A 15,079-nucleotide genomic window follows, 5' to 3' on the forward strand; every position below is an offset into this window, starting at 1 on the left:
ACAAAACCTGACAAACTGCCCTGTCACCTTTGTCAGGTTTTCTTGGAAGGGGAATGTTATGCCCATCTCACCGCTCGTCCAGTCCCTCAAGGGCAAGCTCATCGTCTCCGTCCAGGCCTATCCCGGCGAGCCGCTGCGCCACCCCGAGACCATGGCCCAGATGGCGCGCGCCTGCGAGCTCGGCGGGGCCGCGGCAATCCGCTGCCAGGGCCTCTCCGACATCGCGGCGATCAAGGGCCGCGTCGAGATCCCCGTCATCGGCCTGTGGAAGGAGGGCCACGAGGGCGTCTACATCACGCCCACGCTGCGCCACGCGATGGCGTGCGTGAACGCAGGCGCCGACGTGGTTGCCCTCGACGCCACCGACCGCCCGCGCCCGGACGGCCGCACCTTCAAGGAGACGGTCGAGGCAATCCGCGCGCAGAGCGACGTCCTCATCATGGCCGACTGCATGACCATCGACGACATCCGCAACGCCGTAGCCTGCGGCTGCGACCTCGTCTCCACCACGCTCTCCCACAACAAGGCCGCCATCGACACCACGCTTGAGGACGGCCCCGACGTGCCGCTGCTCAAGCAGGCCACCTCCGAGTTCCCCGACTACCCGATCATCTGCGAGGGCCACGTCCACACGCCGGCCGACGGCAGGACCGCCATCGACGCCGGCGCATGGGCCGTCGTGGTGGGGACCGGCATCACGCACCCCACCTCGCTCACGAGCTGGTTCAGGGCTGCGATCGAGTAGGGCCCCGCGCCCATATGACGAGCCGCCCGCCCGCGCGACCTCTCGCGCGGGCGGGCCTCTTTGTGGCGCGCCCGCCAGGCGCGTCCCGCGCGGCGGTGCACGCGCGAACCCCCGAATCTGCGCAAAGTGGCAGCGGTTGGGTGTCGACTCCTCGGTGTGATCGCTCCTGAGGCGCCACGGAGAGCTCAGGGGCTCGAATTCTGCCACGTCTCTCGCTCGGTTGGGTATTTGTCGGGTCCGCCGGGACGCTCGGGGCCGAAAGCCGATACCCAACCATGGGGCTTTCTTGACCGATTCGGGCCTCTGGCCTGACACAGGCGGAGTCGATCACCCAATCGTGGCATCCCGGGGCATTTGGGCGCTCGTGGGAGCTGCTCGCCCCGCCCGCGTCCTCGCTGCGTGGCATCCCGGGGCATTTGGGCGGTCGGCGCCCTGCGCCCCGTCGCTCTTCTCTCTGATAGATGCTTATCTGCGCGCAAATTTGCGTGAAATTGCGTATTCATGACCGTTAAGAGGAGATTATCGGCCGTTCAGAGGTCATGAGCGCATTTCTGCGCACTTTTGCATGAACTTGCATAAAAATGAATGTCACAGAACGAGAAGGGCGACGGTCGCGCAGGACGCGCCTTCGCCCCAGGAAGAAAGGAAGCGCCCATGGCAGACAAGAACCAGACGCCCGCGGCCCCGCTCGACGCCGCCGCGGCCGCCGCCGCGGCATTCGCCGCCGCCAAGGACCACCCGTTCCCCGACGACATCTTCACCGCCCCGCAACTCAACTGGGCCGTCATCGGCTGCGGCGTCATCGCCAACCAGATGGCCGAGTCGCTCGCGCTGGCCGGCCGCAGGCTCGCCGGCGTCGCCAACCGCACGCGCGAGAAGGCCGTCGCCTTTGCGGAGCGCCACGGCGTCGAGAAGGTCTACGACACGGTCGAGGAGCTCTACGCCGACCCCGAGATCGACGCCATCTACGTGACGACCCCGCACAACACCCACATCCGCTACCTGCGCGCGGCGCTCGCCGCCGGCAAGCACGTGCTCTGCGAGAAGTCCATCACGCTCAACAGCGCCGAGCTCGACGAGGCGCGCGCCATCGCGCGCGAGCACGGCGTGGTCCTCATGGACGCCACCACGATCTTGCACATGCCGCTCTACCGCGTCCTTCTCGCCCGCGCCGCGTCCGGCGAGTTCGGTCGCATGAACCTGGCGCAGCTCAACTTCGGCTCCTACAAGGAGTACGGCGACCTCACCAACCGCTTCTACAACATCAACCTGGCGGGCGGCGCCATGCTCGACATCGGCGTCTACGCGCTCTCGCTCATGCGCCTGTTCATGGAGAGCCAGCCCACCGAGGTCGTCTCCCTGGGCAACCTCGCGTCGACGGGCGTCGACGAGGCGGGCGGCATCGTGTGCCGCAATGCGGAGGGGCAGCTCGGCGTGGTCTCGCTCACCATCCACTCGAAGCAGCCCAAGCGCGCCGTGCTCTCGTTCGACAAGTGCTACGTGGAGATCTCGGAGTACCCGCGCGCCGACTCCGCCACGATCGTCTGGACCGCCGACGGGCGCTGCGAGACCGTCGCCGCGGGCACGGAGGGCTACGCGCTCTGCTACGAGATGGCCGACCTCGAGCGCGCCGTGGCCGGAGACGCCGACGCCGCGAGCCTCATCGACACCGCCGCCGACGTCATGGAGCTCATGACGCGCCTGCGCGCCGACTGGGGCGTGACCTACCCCGAGGAGCGCTAGCCATGCTCGCGGAGGAGCGGCTCGCGCGCATCGTCGACGTGGTGGGGCGACAGGGCACGGCCACCGTGCCCGAGCTCGCCGGGCTTCTCGGCATCTCCGAGTCGACCATCCGGCGCGACCTCGACAAGCTTGACCAGGCCCATCGCCTCGTCAAGGTGCACGGCGGGGCCACCACCCTGGAGTCCGCGCACCTCACGCGCGACCTCACGCTCGAGGAGCGCCACGGCCTGCACGCGGGGGAGAAGCGCGCCATCTGCGCCCACGCGGCGACCCTCGTGGGACCGGACGACCTGGTCTACCTTGACGCCGGGTCCACGGTCGAGGAGCTGCTGTCGCACCTCGCCGAGCGCCGGGCGCGCTACGTGACCGACTCGGTCTCGCACGCGACGATGCTCGCGGGCCGCGGCTTCAACGTGACCGTGCTGGGCGGGGAGCTCAAGAGCGCCACCGAGGCCCTCGTGGGGCCCGACGCCATCGCGACGCTCTCGCGCTACCACTTCACCATCGGCTTCTGGGGCGCCAACGGCATCACCCCCGAGAGCGGCTTCACCTCGCCGGAGAGCAACGAGGCACTGATCAAGCAGCTCTCCATGGAGCACACGGCGCGGCGCTACGTGCTCGCCGACGCCACCAAGTTCGACAGCACGAGCCTCGTGGGCTTCGGGCTCTTCTCGTCGGCCACCATCATCACCTGCGGGGACGTCCCCGAGAGGTACCGGGCCTTCGACAACGTCGTGGAGGTATCGCTATGATCTGCACCGTCACGTTCAACCCCTCGCTCGACTACATCGTGCGGGTCGACGACATGCGCCTCGGCGCCATCAACCGCACCACCTACGAGCAGGTGCTTCCCGGCGGGAAGGGCGTGAACGTCTCCATCGTGCTCGGGAACCTCGGGCACGCGAGCCGCGCGCTCGGCTTCGTGGCGGGCTTCACCGGCGACGAGCTGTCGCGCCTGTGCGCCGAGGCGGGGGTCGACTGCGACTTCATCCGCGTGCCGCGGGGCATGACCCGCGTGAACGTCAAGATCAAGAGCGCGGAGGAGACCGAGCTCAACGGCATGGGGCCCCAGATGGGCGAGAAGGACGTGGAGGTCCTCCTCTCCAAGCTCGACGCGCTGGGGGAGGGCGACACGCTCGTGATCTCCGGCTCCGTGCCCGCGTGCCTGCCGCACGACATGTACGAGCGCGTCATGGGGCGCGTGGCGCCCCGCGGCGCCTACGTGGTGGTGGACGCCGAGCGCGACCTGCTCACGCGCGCCCTGCCGCTGCGGCCCTTCCTCGTGAAGCCCAACAACCACGAGCTCGGCGACATCTTCGGCGTTGAGCTGCGCACCCGCGACGAGGTCGTGCCCTATGCGCGTCGCCTCCAGGAGATGGGCGCCGCGAACGTGCTCGTCTCGATGGCGGGGGAGGGCGGCGTGCTCGTCACCGAGACCGGTGAGGTCTTCGAGTCCCCCGCCGCCCGCGGCACCGTGGTGAACTCCGTGGGCGCCGGCGACTCGTCGGTCGCCGGCTTCATCGCGGGCCTCATCGAGACCGGCAGCTACGAGGCCGCCTTCCGGATGGCGCTCGCCGCCGGCTCCGCGAGCGCCTTCTCCGACCACCTGGCAACGCGCGCCGAGGTCGAGGCGCTGCTCGCGGGCTAGGCGGTGCCGGCCGGCGTGGACTACGACTCGGCGGACGGGGAGCCGGCGACGCTGCTGTTCCTCATCGCCGCCCCTGAGGGGGAGGCGACACGCACCTCGAGGTGCTGAGCCGTCTCTCCACGCTGCTTCTCGACGCCGACTTCTGCGCGCGGCTGCGCGCCGCGGGGACGCCGGAGGAGTTCCGCGCCCTCGTGGACGCGGAGAAGGACAGGCGCCTCGCCGAGGAGCGCGAGAAGGCCGCGACGAGCGCCGCGCGCGACGCCGCGGGCGGCTCCGCCCCCGTCGAGGCGGCGCAGGGGGAGGGCCTCGGCCGCCAGGTCTACAAGCACCTCATGAACGGCGTCAGCCACATGCTGCCCTTCGTCGTCGGCGGCGGCATCCTGATGGCGCTGTCGTTCCTGCTCGACCAGCCGGGCCTGGGCACGAGCTCCTACGGCAGCTCGACGCCCGTGGCGGCGTTCTTCAACCTCGCCGGCAACCAGGCCTTCAACTTCATGCTCCCGATCCTGGCGGGCTACATTGCCATGTCCATCGCCGACCGCCCCGGCCTCGCCGCGGGCTTCGTGGGCGGCTGGATCGCCAAGCAGGGCTACACGCTCGGCTACCTCTCCACCGCCATGGACGCCGACGCCCAGGCGGCCCTCGTCTCGGGCGGCTTCCTCGGGGCGCTGCTCGCCGGCTTCCTGGCGGGCTACATCGTCCTGAGCCTCGAGCGCGCGCTCGAGAAGCTCCCGAGCTCGCTCGAGGGCATCAAGCCCATCCTGCTCTACCCGGTGCTCGGCGTCTTCCTCACGAGCCTCGTCATGATGGGCGTGAACCCGGTCATGGGCGCGATCAACTCCGCGCTCTCCGGCTTCCTGAACGGCCTCTCGGGCACCTCCATCGTCCTTCTCGGCGTGATCGTCGCCGCCATGCAGGCCACCGACATGGGCGGCCCCATCAACAAGGCCGCCTACGTCTTCGGCACCGCCGCGCTCGCCGAGCAGACCGTGACCGGCAACATGATCATGGCCGCCGTGATGGCGGGCGGCATGGTGCCGCCGCTGGTGATCGCCCTCTGCACCACCCTCTTCAAGAACCGCTGGACCGAGGCGGACCGCAAGGCGGGCGTGGTGAACTACATCATGGGCCTCTCGTTCATCACCGAGGGCGCGATTCCGTTCGCCGCCTCCGACCCGCTGCGCGTGCTTCCCGCCTGCATCGCGGGGTCCGCGGTCGCGATCGCCCTCTCGATGCTGCTGGGCTGCGCGAGCCCGGCGCCGCACGGGGGCGCGTGGGTGATCGCGGTGATCACCAACCCCGTGCAGTACCTGCTGGCGCTCGCCGCCGGCGCCGTGGTGGGGTGCCTGGTGCTCGTGCTGCTCAAGAAGCCGCTGCCGCCCGAGCAGAGCGGGCTGGCCAAGTAGGCTCGCCTCCCTGGCGGCCCGGCGGCGCGCGCCGGCGCTCAGAGCGCTTGTCGAGAAGGCGCTCGGCAGGAGCTCGCGGCGGCGCGTGCCCTCGGGCCAACGACGGCGGTTCCGGGCAGGGCCCTCCCACCATCCGGTCCAGATGCGGGCGGCGCGGCGAGAAGGACGCGCCGCCGTGCGCTAGACTGGGACCAGTCGTAGAAGGGGGGCGTCATGTCTGATACCAGCGAGCAGATGCGCGCCGCGGAGCGCGCCGGGCGCGTGCCCGACGTCGTGGTGGTCACGGGCATGTCGGGCTCGGGCCGCACCCAGGCCCTGCACGTCTTCGAGGACATGGGCTACTTCTGCATCGACAACCTGCCGCCCCGCCTGCTGTTGCAGCTCGCCGAGCTCGTGGGCATCAACTCGGGCGTGGGCAGGCACCTCGCCGTGACCTGCGACCTGCGCAGCCAGGGGCTCTTCGACGAGTTCTCCGACTCCGTCACGCAGCTGCGCGAGCACGAGATCTCCTGCAAGGTGGTGTTTCTCGACACCACCGACGACGTCCTCATGCGCCGCTACGACGAGAACCGTCGGCGCCACCCGCTCGCCGCGCCGGGGGAGACCCTCGCGAGCGCCATCTCCCGCGAGCGGGCCCAGCTCGCGAGCGTGCGCGACTCCGCGGACCTCGTCATCGACACGAGCCGCCTGCGCACGAGCGCGCTGCGCACCCGCCTGCGCCGCGCGTTCTCCGAGCTCACGGACAGCCAGCTCATGGAGGTCTCGGTCTTCTCGTTCGGCTTCAAGCACGGCATGCCGGTCGAGGCCGACCTCATGATCGACGTGCGCTTCCTCCCCAACCCCTTCTATGACCCCACCATGCGCACCCTGACCGGCAACGACCGGCTCGTCTCCGACTTCGTCCTGGGCAACCCCACGACGGAGAAGTTCCTCGAGGCGTGGTACCGCCTGCTCGACGTGGCGATGCCGGGCTACGTCGCCGAGGGGAAGAGCCACCTCTCCGTCGCGGTGGGCTGCACGGGCGGCCAGCACCGCAGCGTCGCCATCGCCAATGCGACGGCGGCCTACCTCGAGCGGGGAGGCTACCACGTGACCCTCTCGCACCGCGACCTCGCGCTCGCCAACGTGAGGACGAGCTAGCATGTCGTTCACCGCGGAGGTCAAAGACGAGCTCTCCCGCGTGGAGGCGCCCGTGCCCGTCTGCGAGCTCGCCGAGCTGTCGGCGCTCATCCGGGTGTGCGGGACCCTCTCCTTCAGGGGCTCGGGGCGCTACTCGATCCGCATCTCGACCGAGACGGGTGCCGTCGCGCGCACGGTCATCAAGCTCACGCACAAGATCTTCGACCTCGAGACGGCGCTCACGGTGCGCCGCTCGGTGCTGCACAAGACGCGCAACTACCTCATCGAGATTCCCGAGCAGGAGCGCCTCGCTGCCGACCTCGTGCGGCTGGGCATCCTGGTTCCCGGGCGCGGGCTTGCCACGGGCGTGCCCTCGGCGCTGCTCGGCAGCCGACCGGCGCGCGAGGCGTTCGTGCGCGGCGCGTTCATGGCGGGGGGCTTCATCGCGGGCCCGCGCGGCGACTTCCACCTCGAGATAGCCGTCACGGGGGAGGACTTCGCCCGGGGCCTCGCCGAGCTCGTCGGCTCCTTCGGCGTGTCGGCGCGCGTGAACCGGCGCCGCGGCGCCTACGCCATCTACCTCAAGAGCTTCGACGACGTGATCGGCCTTATGCGCGCGATGGGCGCGCGAAGGATGGCGCGCATCGTCGAGGTGGCCCGCGCGAAGAAGTCGGTGAAAAACGACGTCAATCGGCGCGTCAACGCCGAGATGGCCAACCAGGCGCGCTCGACGGGCGCCGCCGCCGCGCAGCTCGAGCTCATCGAGCGCGCCGAGTGCGTGGTGGGCCTCGCCGCGCTTCCCCCCGCGCTCAGGGCGTTCTGCCAGGCGCGCCGCGCCCATCCCGAGCTCTCGCTCGCGGCCCTGGGCGAGGAGCTCGACCCCCCGGCGTCGAAGTCGGCGATGTACCACCGCGTCCTGCGGCTGCAGGAGATCGTCGAGGCAGCCGAGCGCGAGGGGAGCCCCACGTCAGCGGAAGAAATCTGAGCGTCCACCGCTCAAATTTCAGCGGCGTTCAGTTTTAGCGATACTCGCCGTCGCGCGTGGGGTACACTATCGGGTGGCAAGGGCGTCAGCCCATGTTGGTGCTTTGGTCCGTCGGGGAGAAGCCCCGTCGGCCCCGTGAAAGGAGAAAGCATGGCAGTAAAGGTTGCTATCAACGGCTTTGGTCGCATCGGCCGTCTGGCGTTCCGTCAGATGTTCGGTCACGAGGGCTCTGAGATCGTCGCCATCAACGACCTCACCTCTCCCGACATGCTCGCGTACCTCCTGAAGTATGACACCACGCAGGGCAACTACGCCCGCGACCACAAGGTCGAGGCCGGCGAGGACTCCATCACCGTCGACGGCAAGAAGATCACCATCTACAAGGAGGCCGACGCCTCCAAGCTCCCCTGGGGCGAGCTCGGCGTTGACGTCGTCCTCGAGTGCACCGGCTTCTACACCTCCAAGGCCAAGGCCCAGGCCCACATCGACGCCGGCGCCAAGAAGGTCGTCATTTCCGCTCCCGCGGGCAACGACCTCCCGACCATCGTCTACAACGTCAACCACGAGCAGCTGACCGCTGACGACAACATCATCTCCGCGGCCTCCTGCACCACCAACTGCCTCGCTCCGATGGCCAAGGGCCTCAACGACTTCGCGCCGATCGTCTCCGGCATCATGACCACCATCCACGCCTACACCGGCGACCAGATGCCGCTCGACGGCCCGCAGCGCAAGGGCAACAAGCGTCGCTCCCGCGCCTGCGCGCAGAACATCGTCCCGAACTCCACCGGTGCCGCCAAGGCCATCGGCCTCGTGCTCCCCGAGCTCAACGGCAAGCTGATCGGTGCCGCCCAGCGCGTTCCCACGCCCACCGGCTCCATCACCAACCTCTACTGCGTCGTTGACAAGAAGGTCACCGTCGACGAGGTCAACGCTGCCATGAAGGCCTACGCCGAGACCATCCCCGAGACCTTCGCCTACAACGAGGACGACATCGTCTCCTCCGACATCATCGGCGAGACCCACGGCTCGATCTTCGACGCCACCCAGACCATGGTCCAGGACCTCGGCAACGGCCAGAGCCTCGTTCAGGTCACCTCTTGGTACGACAACGAGAACTCCTACACCTCCCAGATGGTCCGCACCATCAAGTACTTCGAGAAGTTCGTCGCGTAGCATCGTCTCGCAGGGCTTTTCACAGGGGTGCGGTCGCAGCTCACGGGGCCGCGGCCGTACCCCCTTTTCGTAGCGTACTGATCGCAAGGAGTGAACATGGCTTTCACCAAGAAGACCGTCCGTGACGCCGACGTCGCGGGCAAGCGCGTTCTCATGCGCGTCGACTTCAACGTGCCCCTGAAGGACGGCGTCGTGACCGACGACACCCGCGTGCGCGCTGCCATCCCCACCATCGAGTACCTCAAGGACAAGGGCGCCAAGATCATCCTCATGAGCCACCTCGGCCGCCCCAAGGGCGACGGCCCCGAGCCCGCGTTCTCCCTCAAGCCCGCCGCCGACAAGCTCGCCGAGCTCACCGGCTATGACGTGAAGTTCGTCGACGACACCTACGGCGAGAAGGCCGCCGAGGCCGTGGCCTCCCTCTCCGACGGCGACATCCTCGTCCTCGAGAACGTCCGCTTCGACAAGCGCGAGAAGAAGAACGACCCCGAGATCGCCAAGACCCTCGCGTCCTACGGCGACATCTTCGTCCTCGACGCCTTCGGCACCGCTCACCGCGCCCAGGGCTCCGTTGTCGGCCCCGCCGCCTACCTGCCCGCCTACGCCGGCTTCCTGCTCGAGAAGGAGGTCGACACCCTGACCTCGATCTTCGCCGAGCCCGAGCGCCCCTTCGTCGCCATCGTCGGCGGCTCCAAGGTGTCCTCCAAGATCGGCGTCCTCGACCACCTCATCGACTCCGCCGACACCCTCATCATCGGCGGCGGCATGGCCTACACCTTCTTCCTCGCCCAGGGCATGAGCGTGGGCAACTCCCTCAAGGAGGAGGACTGGGTCGAGCGCGCCGGCGAGATGCTCAAGAAGGCCGAGGAGAAGGGCGTCAAGATCCTGCTCCCGATCGACAACCGCGTCGCCGACCACTTCGGCGAGGACGCCGTGCCGGAGATCGTCGCCTCTGACGCCATCCCCGACGACCGCGAGGGCATGGACATCGGCCCCGAGACCGAGAAGCTCTACGCCGAGGCCATCAAGGGCGCCAAGACCGTGTTCTGGAACGGCCCGATGGGCGTCTTCGAGTTCGACAACTTCGCCCACGGCACCGAGGCCGTCGCGCGCGCCATCGCCGACTCCGACTGCACGTCGATCATCGGCGGCGGCGACTCCGTCGCGGCCATCAACAAGTTCGGCCTGGCCGACAAGATGAGCTGGATCTCCACCGGCGGTGGCGCTTCCATGGAGCTCGTCGAGGGCAAGGCCCTTCCTGGAGTGGAGGCGCTTCTCGATGCGTAAGAGGATGATCGCTGGCAACTGGAAGATGAACAAGACCTACAGCGAGGGCGTCGTCCTCGCCCAGGGCCTTGCCGACGAGCTCAAGGACGGCACCGGTGACGTCGACGTCGTCGTCTGCCCGCCCGCCGTCGACCTCAAGGGCGTCTCCGAGGTCATCGAGCAGGCGTCCGCCCCGTTCGCGCTCGGCGCGCAGAACGTCTACTGGGAGGAGTCCGGCGCCTACACCGGCGAGACCGCTCCCGCCATGCTCGAGGCCGTGGGCGCCACCCACTGCATCATCGGCCACTCCGAGCGCCGCGACTACTTCGGCGAGACCGACGAGGACGTGAACAAGAAGGCCAAGGCCCTCATGGCTCACGGCATCGTGCCGATCTCCTGCTGCGGCGAGTCCCTCGAGATCCGCGAGGCTGGCAAGCACGTCGAGTTCGTCGTCGACCAGATCAAGAAGGACACCGAGGGCCTCGAGATCACCGACCCCTCCAAGTATGTGATCGCCTACGAGCCCATCTGGGCCATCGGCACCGGCAAGACCGCCACGGCCGACGACGCCCAGGAGGTCTGCGGCGCCATCCGCGCCACCCTCGTCGAGGTCTTCGGCGAGGAGGTCGCCTCCGGCATCCGCGTGCTCTACGGCGGCTCCGCCAAGCCCGAGAACATCGCCGGCTTCCTCGAGAAGGAGGACGTTGACGGCGCTCTCGTCGGCGGCGCCTCCCTCAAGGCCGACAGCTTCGCCGCCATGGTCAAGAGCGCCATGGCCTAAGCGTGTAAAAGGGACAGTCACTTTTGCACATCTCGGGGTCCGGGCGCCGCCCGGGCCCCGTTGTGCTACCATTGCAGGCTGTTATGCATCTGTCCAGAAGGAGTCCATCTCGTGAACGTCCTCAACATCGTCCTTACCGTCCTGCTGTTCCTCTCGGGTGCGTTGACCGTCATCCTGGTCCTCATGCACTCTGGCAAGGGCACGGGCGTCTCTGACATGATCGCCTCGTCGCTCTACAACTCCGGCACGGGGTCGGGCGTTCTCGAGAAGAACCTCAACAAGCTCACCGTCGTCACCTCGGTGATCTTCATCGCCTGCGTCCTTGCGATGGCGCTGACGTTCCCGCTGGGCTCGCTCAGCTACTAGCGTCGCGCGTCCCCGCGCTCGACCCCGGAGCTGGTGCACGGGGGCAACGCGCTCGACATATCGTGAACTGGGCGGCCCTCGGGCCGCCTTTTTTTGTGCGCAGAGGCCGGGGAGGCGCCCCGCCGCCCGGGGGGCTGCGTCGCTCGCATGGCGCGCGGCTGCCCCGTGCGCCCGCAACCCGCGGGGGACAGGCGACGCCGAGACGGAGCGATCGACCAAAAGTCCGCTCTGATAGACCCCGTTTTTGTCAATCGCTCCGTCTCGATGAAGGCGGCGCACGAGGCGCCTCGATGGGAGGGCGGAGCGCGAGGCGTCATGGCGCCCGACGGCCATCGGAGCCCGCCCGATCCGGCTTCGCGCCCTCGATTTCCAAAAAAGTCAAAAATCACGCTTGCATCCGAGAGGGGACTCGTGCATACTACTCCTTGCGCGAAAGCGCAGTGCAAGTCGGAGTGGCGGAATTGGCAGACGCGCTAGCTTGAGGTGCTAGTGACTGACTAAAAGGTCGTGCGGGTTCAAGTCCCGCCTCCGACACCACGAAGGATCGCGGGTCCCCACGGGGACCCGCTTTTCGTATCTCGACCCTGGGGGCCGCATGGCAAAGACTGCGCTCAGCGTCCGTCGCATGGAGGGCATCGGCGAGGGGAGCCTCGTCGGGACGCTCTCCAAGCTCCTCCAGCTCACCTGCGAGGCGGTCCTCGTCTTCGACGGCGCCGGGCGAGTTCTTCTCGCCAACGATGAGGCATCCGAGCTCTTCGGCGACGACGCGCCCCTCGTGGGGACCGACGTGCGCCTGCTCTTCCCGTCGTCGGACGAGCCCGAGGCGGTCGGGGGCCCCTTCGACGTGGCGGCGCTCGCCTTTCCCGTGGACGGCACGATGGCGCTCGTCTCGTGCCGGGGGGCGGGGGGCAGGTCCGCGACCGTGCGCGTGCGCTGCGACAGCGTGAACGCCCCCGGCGAGACCTACCTGCTCACCGCCCTCGCCGCCACGCCCGAGAGCCGGCAGGACCGCGAGGGGCAGCGCGCCTTCGAGGACCTGCGCCGCGCCAACCACCGCCTCTCGGGCACCCTGAAGATCGTGCTCGACACCCTCGACTCGTCCGACCTCGCCACGCTCTTCGAGCGCATGCTCGAGGAGCTCACCGACACCATGGAGGCTGACGGGACGATCGTCTACCTCGCCGAGGCCGACGGCTTCCACCTCAGGGGGGTCTCGAGCGGCCTCATGGGCGAGAAGATCGCGCGCTTCATGCCCTTCGGGCGCAGCGTCGAGCGCCTCGCCATCCGCGAGGGTCGCGCGGTGCGCCTGCGCGTGTGCGCCCCCTCGGCGGAGGCGCTGCGGCAGGGGCGCCTCACGACCCGCGAGGTCGTCAATGAGGACACGCACGAGGTGCTCCGCATGCGCAGCTCCATGCTGCCGCCCTTTACGAGCTTCGTCCCCGTTCCCGTGTGGTTCGGCGGCCACGTCATCTCGATCATCGAGGTGGGCTGGCGTCGCATGCACCCGATCGACAAGGAGGACGCGCGCCTGCTCGACTCGGTCGCTCACTACCTCTCGGTGCAGCTGGCGGGCACCTTCACGACCCTGCGCGCGCAGCGCGCCGAGCGCCTCGCCGCCCTGGGGACGGAGCTGCGCGAGGAGCTGCTCGCGCAGGCGTCCCAGGACCCGGTTCCCAGGGACCCCGAGCCGCTGCGCGACGTCATGCGCGAGGTCGCCGACGAGCTCGACGCCGCCCTCGTCGCGCTGCAGGTGAACTCCCAGCAGCGCGTCGTTGTCGCCACCCTGCCCCTCACGGGCACCCAGGAGCTCCCGGTTGACTTCGAGGCGCTCGTCGGAGCGCACCTCAGCGACGGGGTGGGCGTGGCGCCCGTCCCGCCCGACTGCGAGCTGAGCGCCCACCTCCGGTCCCTTGGCGAGCCCTGCGTGGGCGCCATCGTCGACATGGGCACGCTCGGGGGCCGCCGCTTCTGTGCGCTGCTGCTGCGTCCCGACGGCGCCGAGCCCTTCGACGACATCGAGCTCGACTTCCTGCGCGAGCTCGCCGAGGACGTGCGCGACCTCGCCCGGGGCGCGATGGCGCGCGAGCAGGACAAGCGCATCTCGCAGGCCCTGCAGACCGGCATGAGAAACGAGCTCCAGGAGGTCGTCGGCCTCTCCCCGCAGGCCGTCTACTCGTCGGCGACCAAGGCGGCGTCCGTGGGAGGGGACTTCTATGACCTCATCCGTCTCCCCGACCACCGCGCCTGCGTCATCATGGGCGACGTCTCGGGAAAGGGCGTCGAGGCGGCGTCGGTGTCGGCGGCGGTCAAGACGGCGCTGGGGGCCTACGCCTGGGAGGGGCTCGCCCCGGCGCGCATGGTGCGCTCCCTGAACGAGTTCCTGCTGGGCTTCTCGCGGCTCGAGACCTTCGCCACGCTCTTCGTGGGCGTGATCGACGTGGGCAGCGGCACGCTCAGGTATTGCTCGGCGGGCCATCCCCCCGCTATCCTCATCCGCGCCGACGCGAGCGAGATCTCGAACCTGGAGGTGCAGTCGGGCGTCGTTGGCGCCTTCCACGACATCAGCTACCAGGACGGCGTGGTGCGCCTCGAGCGCGGCGACGCGCTGCTGCTCTACACCGACGGGACGACCGAGGCGCGCGACCCGTCGGGGGCCTTCTTCGGCGAGGAGGGTCTCCGGGACATGGTGATGCGCGAGTCCGCCGGAGACCGTTCCTTCGAGGGGTTCGTGGACCGCCTGCTGGCCACGCTCGACGAGTTCACGGGCCACGACCTCGAGGACGACGTCGCCATGATGGCGCTGCTCTACGAGGGGCTCCCTGCGCCGGCGCCCTCGGCCGCCGATTGAGCACCCGCGCGGCGTTAGACGGCCGCGCCTTTGGGGAATAACTCCACCATGCCCGACACGGTGAACATAGCCCTGGTGACGGTCGAGGGCGACCTCGACGTGCAGACGGTCCCCGCGGTCCGCCGCAGGGTCGACCGCCTCGTCGCGCAGGGGTGCCGCCGCATCTTCCTCAACATGGCCAACGCCCGCTACGTGGACTCCGCCGGGATGGGGCTCATCCTCACGGAGCTCCGGCGCGTTCGGGCGGCGGGCGGCCTCCTCTCGCTCGTCAACGTCTCGCCCCAGGCCTACCTCGCGCTTCGCCGCATGCGCGTCTTCGACTACATGCCCGTCACGCGCGCCGGCGAGCGTCGCGACGTCAGCGCGATCGACCCCTCGGTGCTGCCGGAGTGGAGGACCACCTTCCGCGTGGAGCCCTCCGCGCTCGACGAGGCGCGCGAGCGCATGGGCGAGCTGCTGGCGCAACTGCCCTTCACCCCCGACGAGGTCTTCGACATGACGCTCGCCTCCGGGGAGGCGCTCGGCAACGCCGTCGACCACACCTGCGGGGGAGGGGTGCTCGCGACGGTCGCGGCGTACCCCGACCGCGTGACCATCGACGTGACGGACTGCGGGGAGGGCTTCGAGCTCTCCGCAGACGAGGAAATTCCCTCGAGCGGCCCGTGCGCCGAGCGCGGTCGCGGCATCCGTCTCATGCGGCTGCTCGCCGACTCCGTGAGCATCGCCCACAAGAGCACGGGCGAGGGGACGGTGGTCAGGCTCGTGAAGCTCTTCGACGCCGCGGAGCCCCCGGCGCCTGACGTCGCATCCTGATCGCCGCCGCATCCTGTACATTCACAATCCCTTCACATATAGGGACGTCATGCTTGCGCGCGACCTCGCGCCCCCGTATAGTATTCCTCGCTCAAAGCGGGCTTAGCGCAGTTGGTAGCGCGCCACCTTGCCAAGGTGGAGGTCGCGGGTTCGAACCCCGTAGCCCGCTCCATGCGAGCTTCA

At 69.1% G+C, this 15,079-nt stretch carries 13 protein-coding genes and 2 tRNA genes; all 15 read left to right on the forward strand.

The annotated features are described in order from the left end of the window. Positions 1-58 precede the first annotated feature (58 nt). The 15 genes from BQ7106_RS00710 to BQ7106_RS00780 all read left to right on the forward strand — a co-directional run bounded on the left by BQ7106_RS00710 (position 59) and on the right by BQ7106_RS00780 (position 15,068). On the forward strand, positions 59-745 hold the full coding sequence (locus BQ7106_RS00710) for an N-acetylmannosamine-6-phosphate 2-epimerase (protein ID WP_072369754.1): 687 nt from the start codon (positions 59-61) through the stop codon (positions 743-745). 654 nt (positions 746-1,399) lie between these two features. Beyond that, the gene (locus BQ7106_RS00715) at positions 1,400-2,488 is read left to right on the forward strand and encodes a Gfo/Idh/MocA family protein (protein WP_083526813.1); all 1,089 of its coding nucleotides are present in this window, start codon (positions 1,400-1,402) and stop codon (positions 2,486-2,488) included. A gap of 2 nt (positions 2,489-2,490) precedes the next feature. Continuing rightward, positions 2,491-3,240 carry a DeoR/GlpR family DNA-binding transcription regulator gene (locus tag BQ7106_RS00720; protein WP_072369757.1) on the forward strand — a complete coding sequence of 250 codons (750 nt, stop codon included), beginning with the start codon at positions 2,491-2,493 and terminating at the stop codon, positions 3,238-3,240. Next, positions 3,237-4,136 (forward strand): 1-phosphofructokinase, encoded by a 900-nt coding sequence (gene pfkB / locus BQ7106_RS00725; RefSeq protein WP_072369760.1) that lies wholly within the window; start codon positions 3,237-3,239, stop codon positions 4,134-4,136. The genes BQ7106_RS00720 and pfkB overlap by 4 nt, the downstream gene beginning before the upstream one ends. A 101-nt stretch (positions 4,137-4,237) precedes the next feature. Further along, on the forward strand, positions 4,238-5,542 hold the full coding sequence (locus BQ7106_RS00730; RefSeq protein ID WP_072369763.1) for a PTS fructose transporter subunit IIC: 1,305 nt from the start codon (positions 4,238-4,240) through the stop codon (positions 5,540-5,542). A 213-nt stretch (positions 5,543-5,755) separates the two neighbouring features. Next, on the forward strand, positions 5,756-6,682 hold the full coding sequence (rapZ, locus tag BQ7106_RS00735; protein WP_072369766.1) for an RNase adapter RapZ: 927 nt from the start codon (positions 5,756-5,758) through the stop codon (positions 6,680-6,682). A 1-nt stretch (position 6,683) separates the two neighbouring features. Continuing rightward, the gene (gene whiA, locus BQ7106_RS00740; RefSeq protein WP_072369769.1) at positions 6,684-7,646 is read left to right on the forward strand and encodes a DNA-binding protein WhiA; all 963 of its coding nucleotides are present in this window, start codon (positions 6,684-6,686) and stop codon (positions 7,644-7,646) included. Between the two features lie 150 nt (positions 7,647-7,796). Further along, the gene (gene gap / locus BQ7106_RS00745) at positions 7,797-8,822 is read left to right on the forward strand and encodes a type I glyceraldehyde-3-phosphate dehydrogenase (protein ID WP_072369772.1); all 1,026 of its coding nucleotides are present in this window, start codon (positions 7,797-7,799) and stop codon (positions 8,820-8,822) included. A gap of 96 nt (positions 8,823-8,918) precedes the next feature. After that, positions 8,919-10,109, forward strand: a complete 1,191-nt coding sequence (locus tag BQ7106_RS00750; RefSeq protein WP_072369774.1) for a phosphoglycerate kinase — start codon at positions 8,919-8,921, stop codon at positions 10,107-10,109. Next, positions 10,102-10,869: a triose-phosphate isomerase gene (tpiA, locus tag BQ7106_RS00755; protein ID WP_072369777.1), complete on the forward strand. Its 768-nt coding sequence runs from the start codon at positions 10,102-10,104 to the stop codon at positions 10,867-10,869. The genes BQ7106_RS00750 and tpiA overlap by 8 nt, the downstream gene beginning before the upstream one ends. Before the next feature lie 111 nt (positions 10,870-10,980). Beyond that, entirely contained in the window at positions 10,981-11,235 is a 255-nt protein-coding gene (gene secG, locus BQ7106_RS00760) for a preprotein translocase subunit SecG (RefSeq protein ID WP_072369780.1), read from the forward strand. Between the two features lie 446 nt (positions 11,236-11,681). Then, a tRNA-Leu gene (locus tag BQ7106_RS00765) sits at positions 11,682-11,772 on the forward strand. Between the two features lie 58 nt (positions 11,773-11,830). Then, positions 11,831-14,083 (forward strand): GAF domain-containing SpoIIE family protein phosphatase, encoded by a 2,253-nt coding sequence (locus BQ7106_RS00770; RefSeq protein WP_072369783.1) that lies wholly within the window; start codon positions 11,831-11,833, stop codon positions 14,081-14,083. 48 nt (positions 14,084-14,131) lie between these two features. Further along, on the forward strand, positions 14,132-14,896 hold the full coding sequence (locus BQ7106_RS00775) for an anti-sigma factor antagonist (protein ID WP_072369786.1): 765 nt from the start codon (positions 14,132-14,134) through the stop codon (positions 14,894-14,896). Between the two features lie 96 nt (positions 14,897-14,992). Then, positions 14,993-15,068, forward strand: a tRNA-Gly gene (locus tag BQ7106_RS00780). Positions 15,069-15,079 lie beyond the last annotated feature (11 nt).

This window comes from Thermophilibacter mediterraneus, from assembly GCF_900119385.1.
Classification (GTDB): domain Bacteria; phylum Actinomycetota; class Coriobacteriia; order Coriobacteriales; family Atopobiaceae; genus Thermophilibacter; species Thermophilibacter mediterraneus.

What these genes read in the sequence shown, in the direction of transcription:
- BQ7106_RS00710 (WP_072369754.1), top strand. Translation starts at nt 59, where the DNA reads ATGCCCATCTCACCGCTCGTCCAGTCCCTCAAGGGCAAGCTCATCGTC.
- BQ7106_RS00715 (WP_083526813.1), top strand. Translation starts at nt 1,400, where the DNA reads ATGGCAGACAAGAACCAGACGCCCGCGGCCCCGCTCGACGCCGCCGCG.
- BQ7106_RS00720 (WP_072369757.1), top strand. Translation starts at nt 2,491, where the DNA reads ATGCTCGCGGAGGAGCGGCTCGCGCGCATCGTCGACGTGGTGGGGCGA.
- pfkB (WP_072369760.1), top strand. Translation starts at nt 3,237, where the DNA reads ATGATCTGCACCGTCACGTTCAACCCCTCGCTCGACTACATCGTGCGG.
- rapZ (WP_072369766.1), top strand. Translation starts at nt 5,756, where the DNA reads ATGTCTGATACCAGCGAGCAGATGCGCGCCGCGGAGCGCGCCGGGCGC.
- whiA (WP_072369769.1), top strand. Translation starts at nt 6,684, where the DNA reads ATGTCGTTCACCGCGGAGGTCAAAGACGAGCTCTCCCGCGTGGAGGCG.
- gap (WP_072369772.1), top strand. Translation starts at nt 7,797, where the DNA reads ATGGCAGTAAAGGTTGCTATCAACGGCTTTGGTCGCATCGGCCGTCTG.
- BQ7106_RS00750 (WP_072369774.1), top strand. Translation starts at nt 8,919, where the DNA reads ATGGCTTTCACCAAGAAGACCGTCCGTGACGCCGACGTCGCGGGCAAG.
- tpiA (WP_072369777.1), top strand. Translation starts at nt 10,102, where the DNA reads ATGCGTAAGAGGATGATCGCTGGCAACTGGAAGATGAACAAGACCTAC.
- BQ7106_RS00770 (WP_072369783.1), top strand. Translation starts at nt 11,831, where the DNA reads ATGGCAAAGACTGCGCTCAGCGTCCGTCGCATGGAGGGCATCGGCGAG.
- BQ7106_RS00775 (WP_072369786.1), top strand. Translation starts at nt 14,132, where the DNA reads ATGCCCGACACGGTGAACATAGCCCTGGTGACGGTCGAGGGCGACCTC.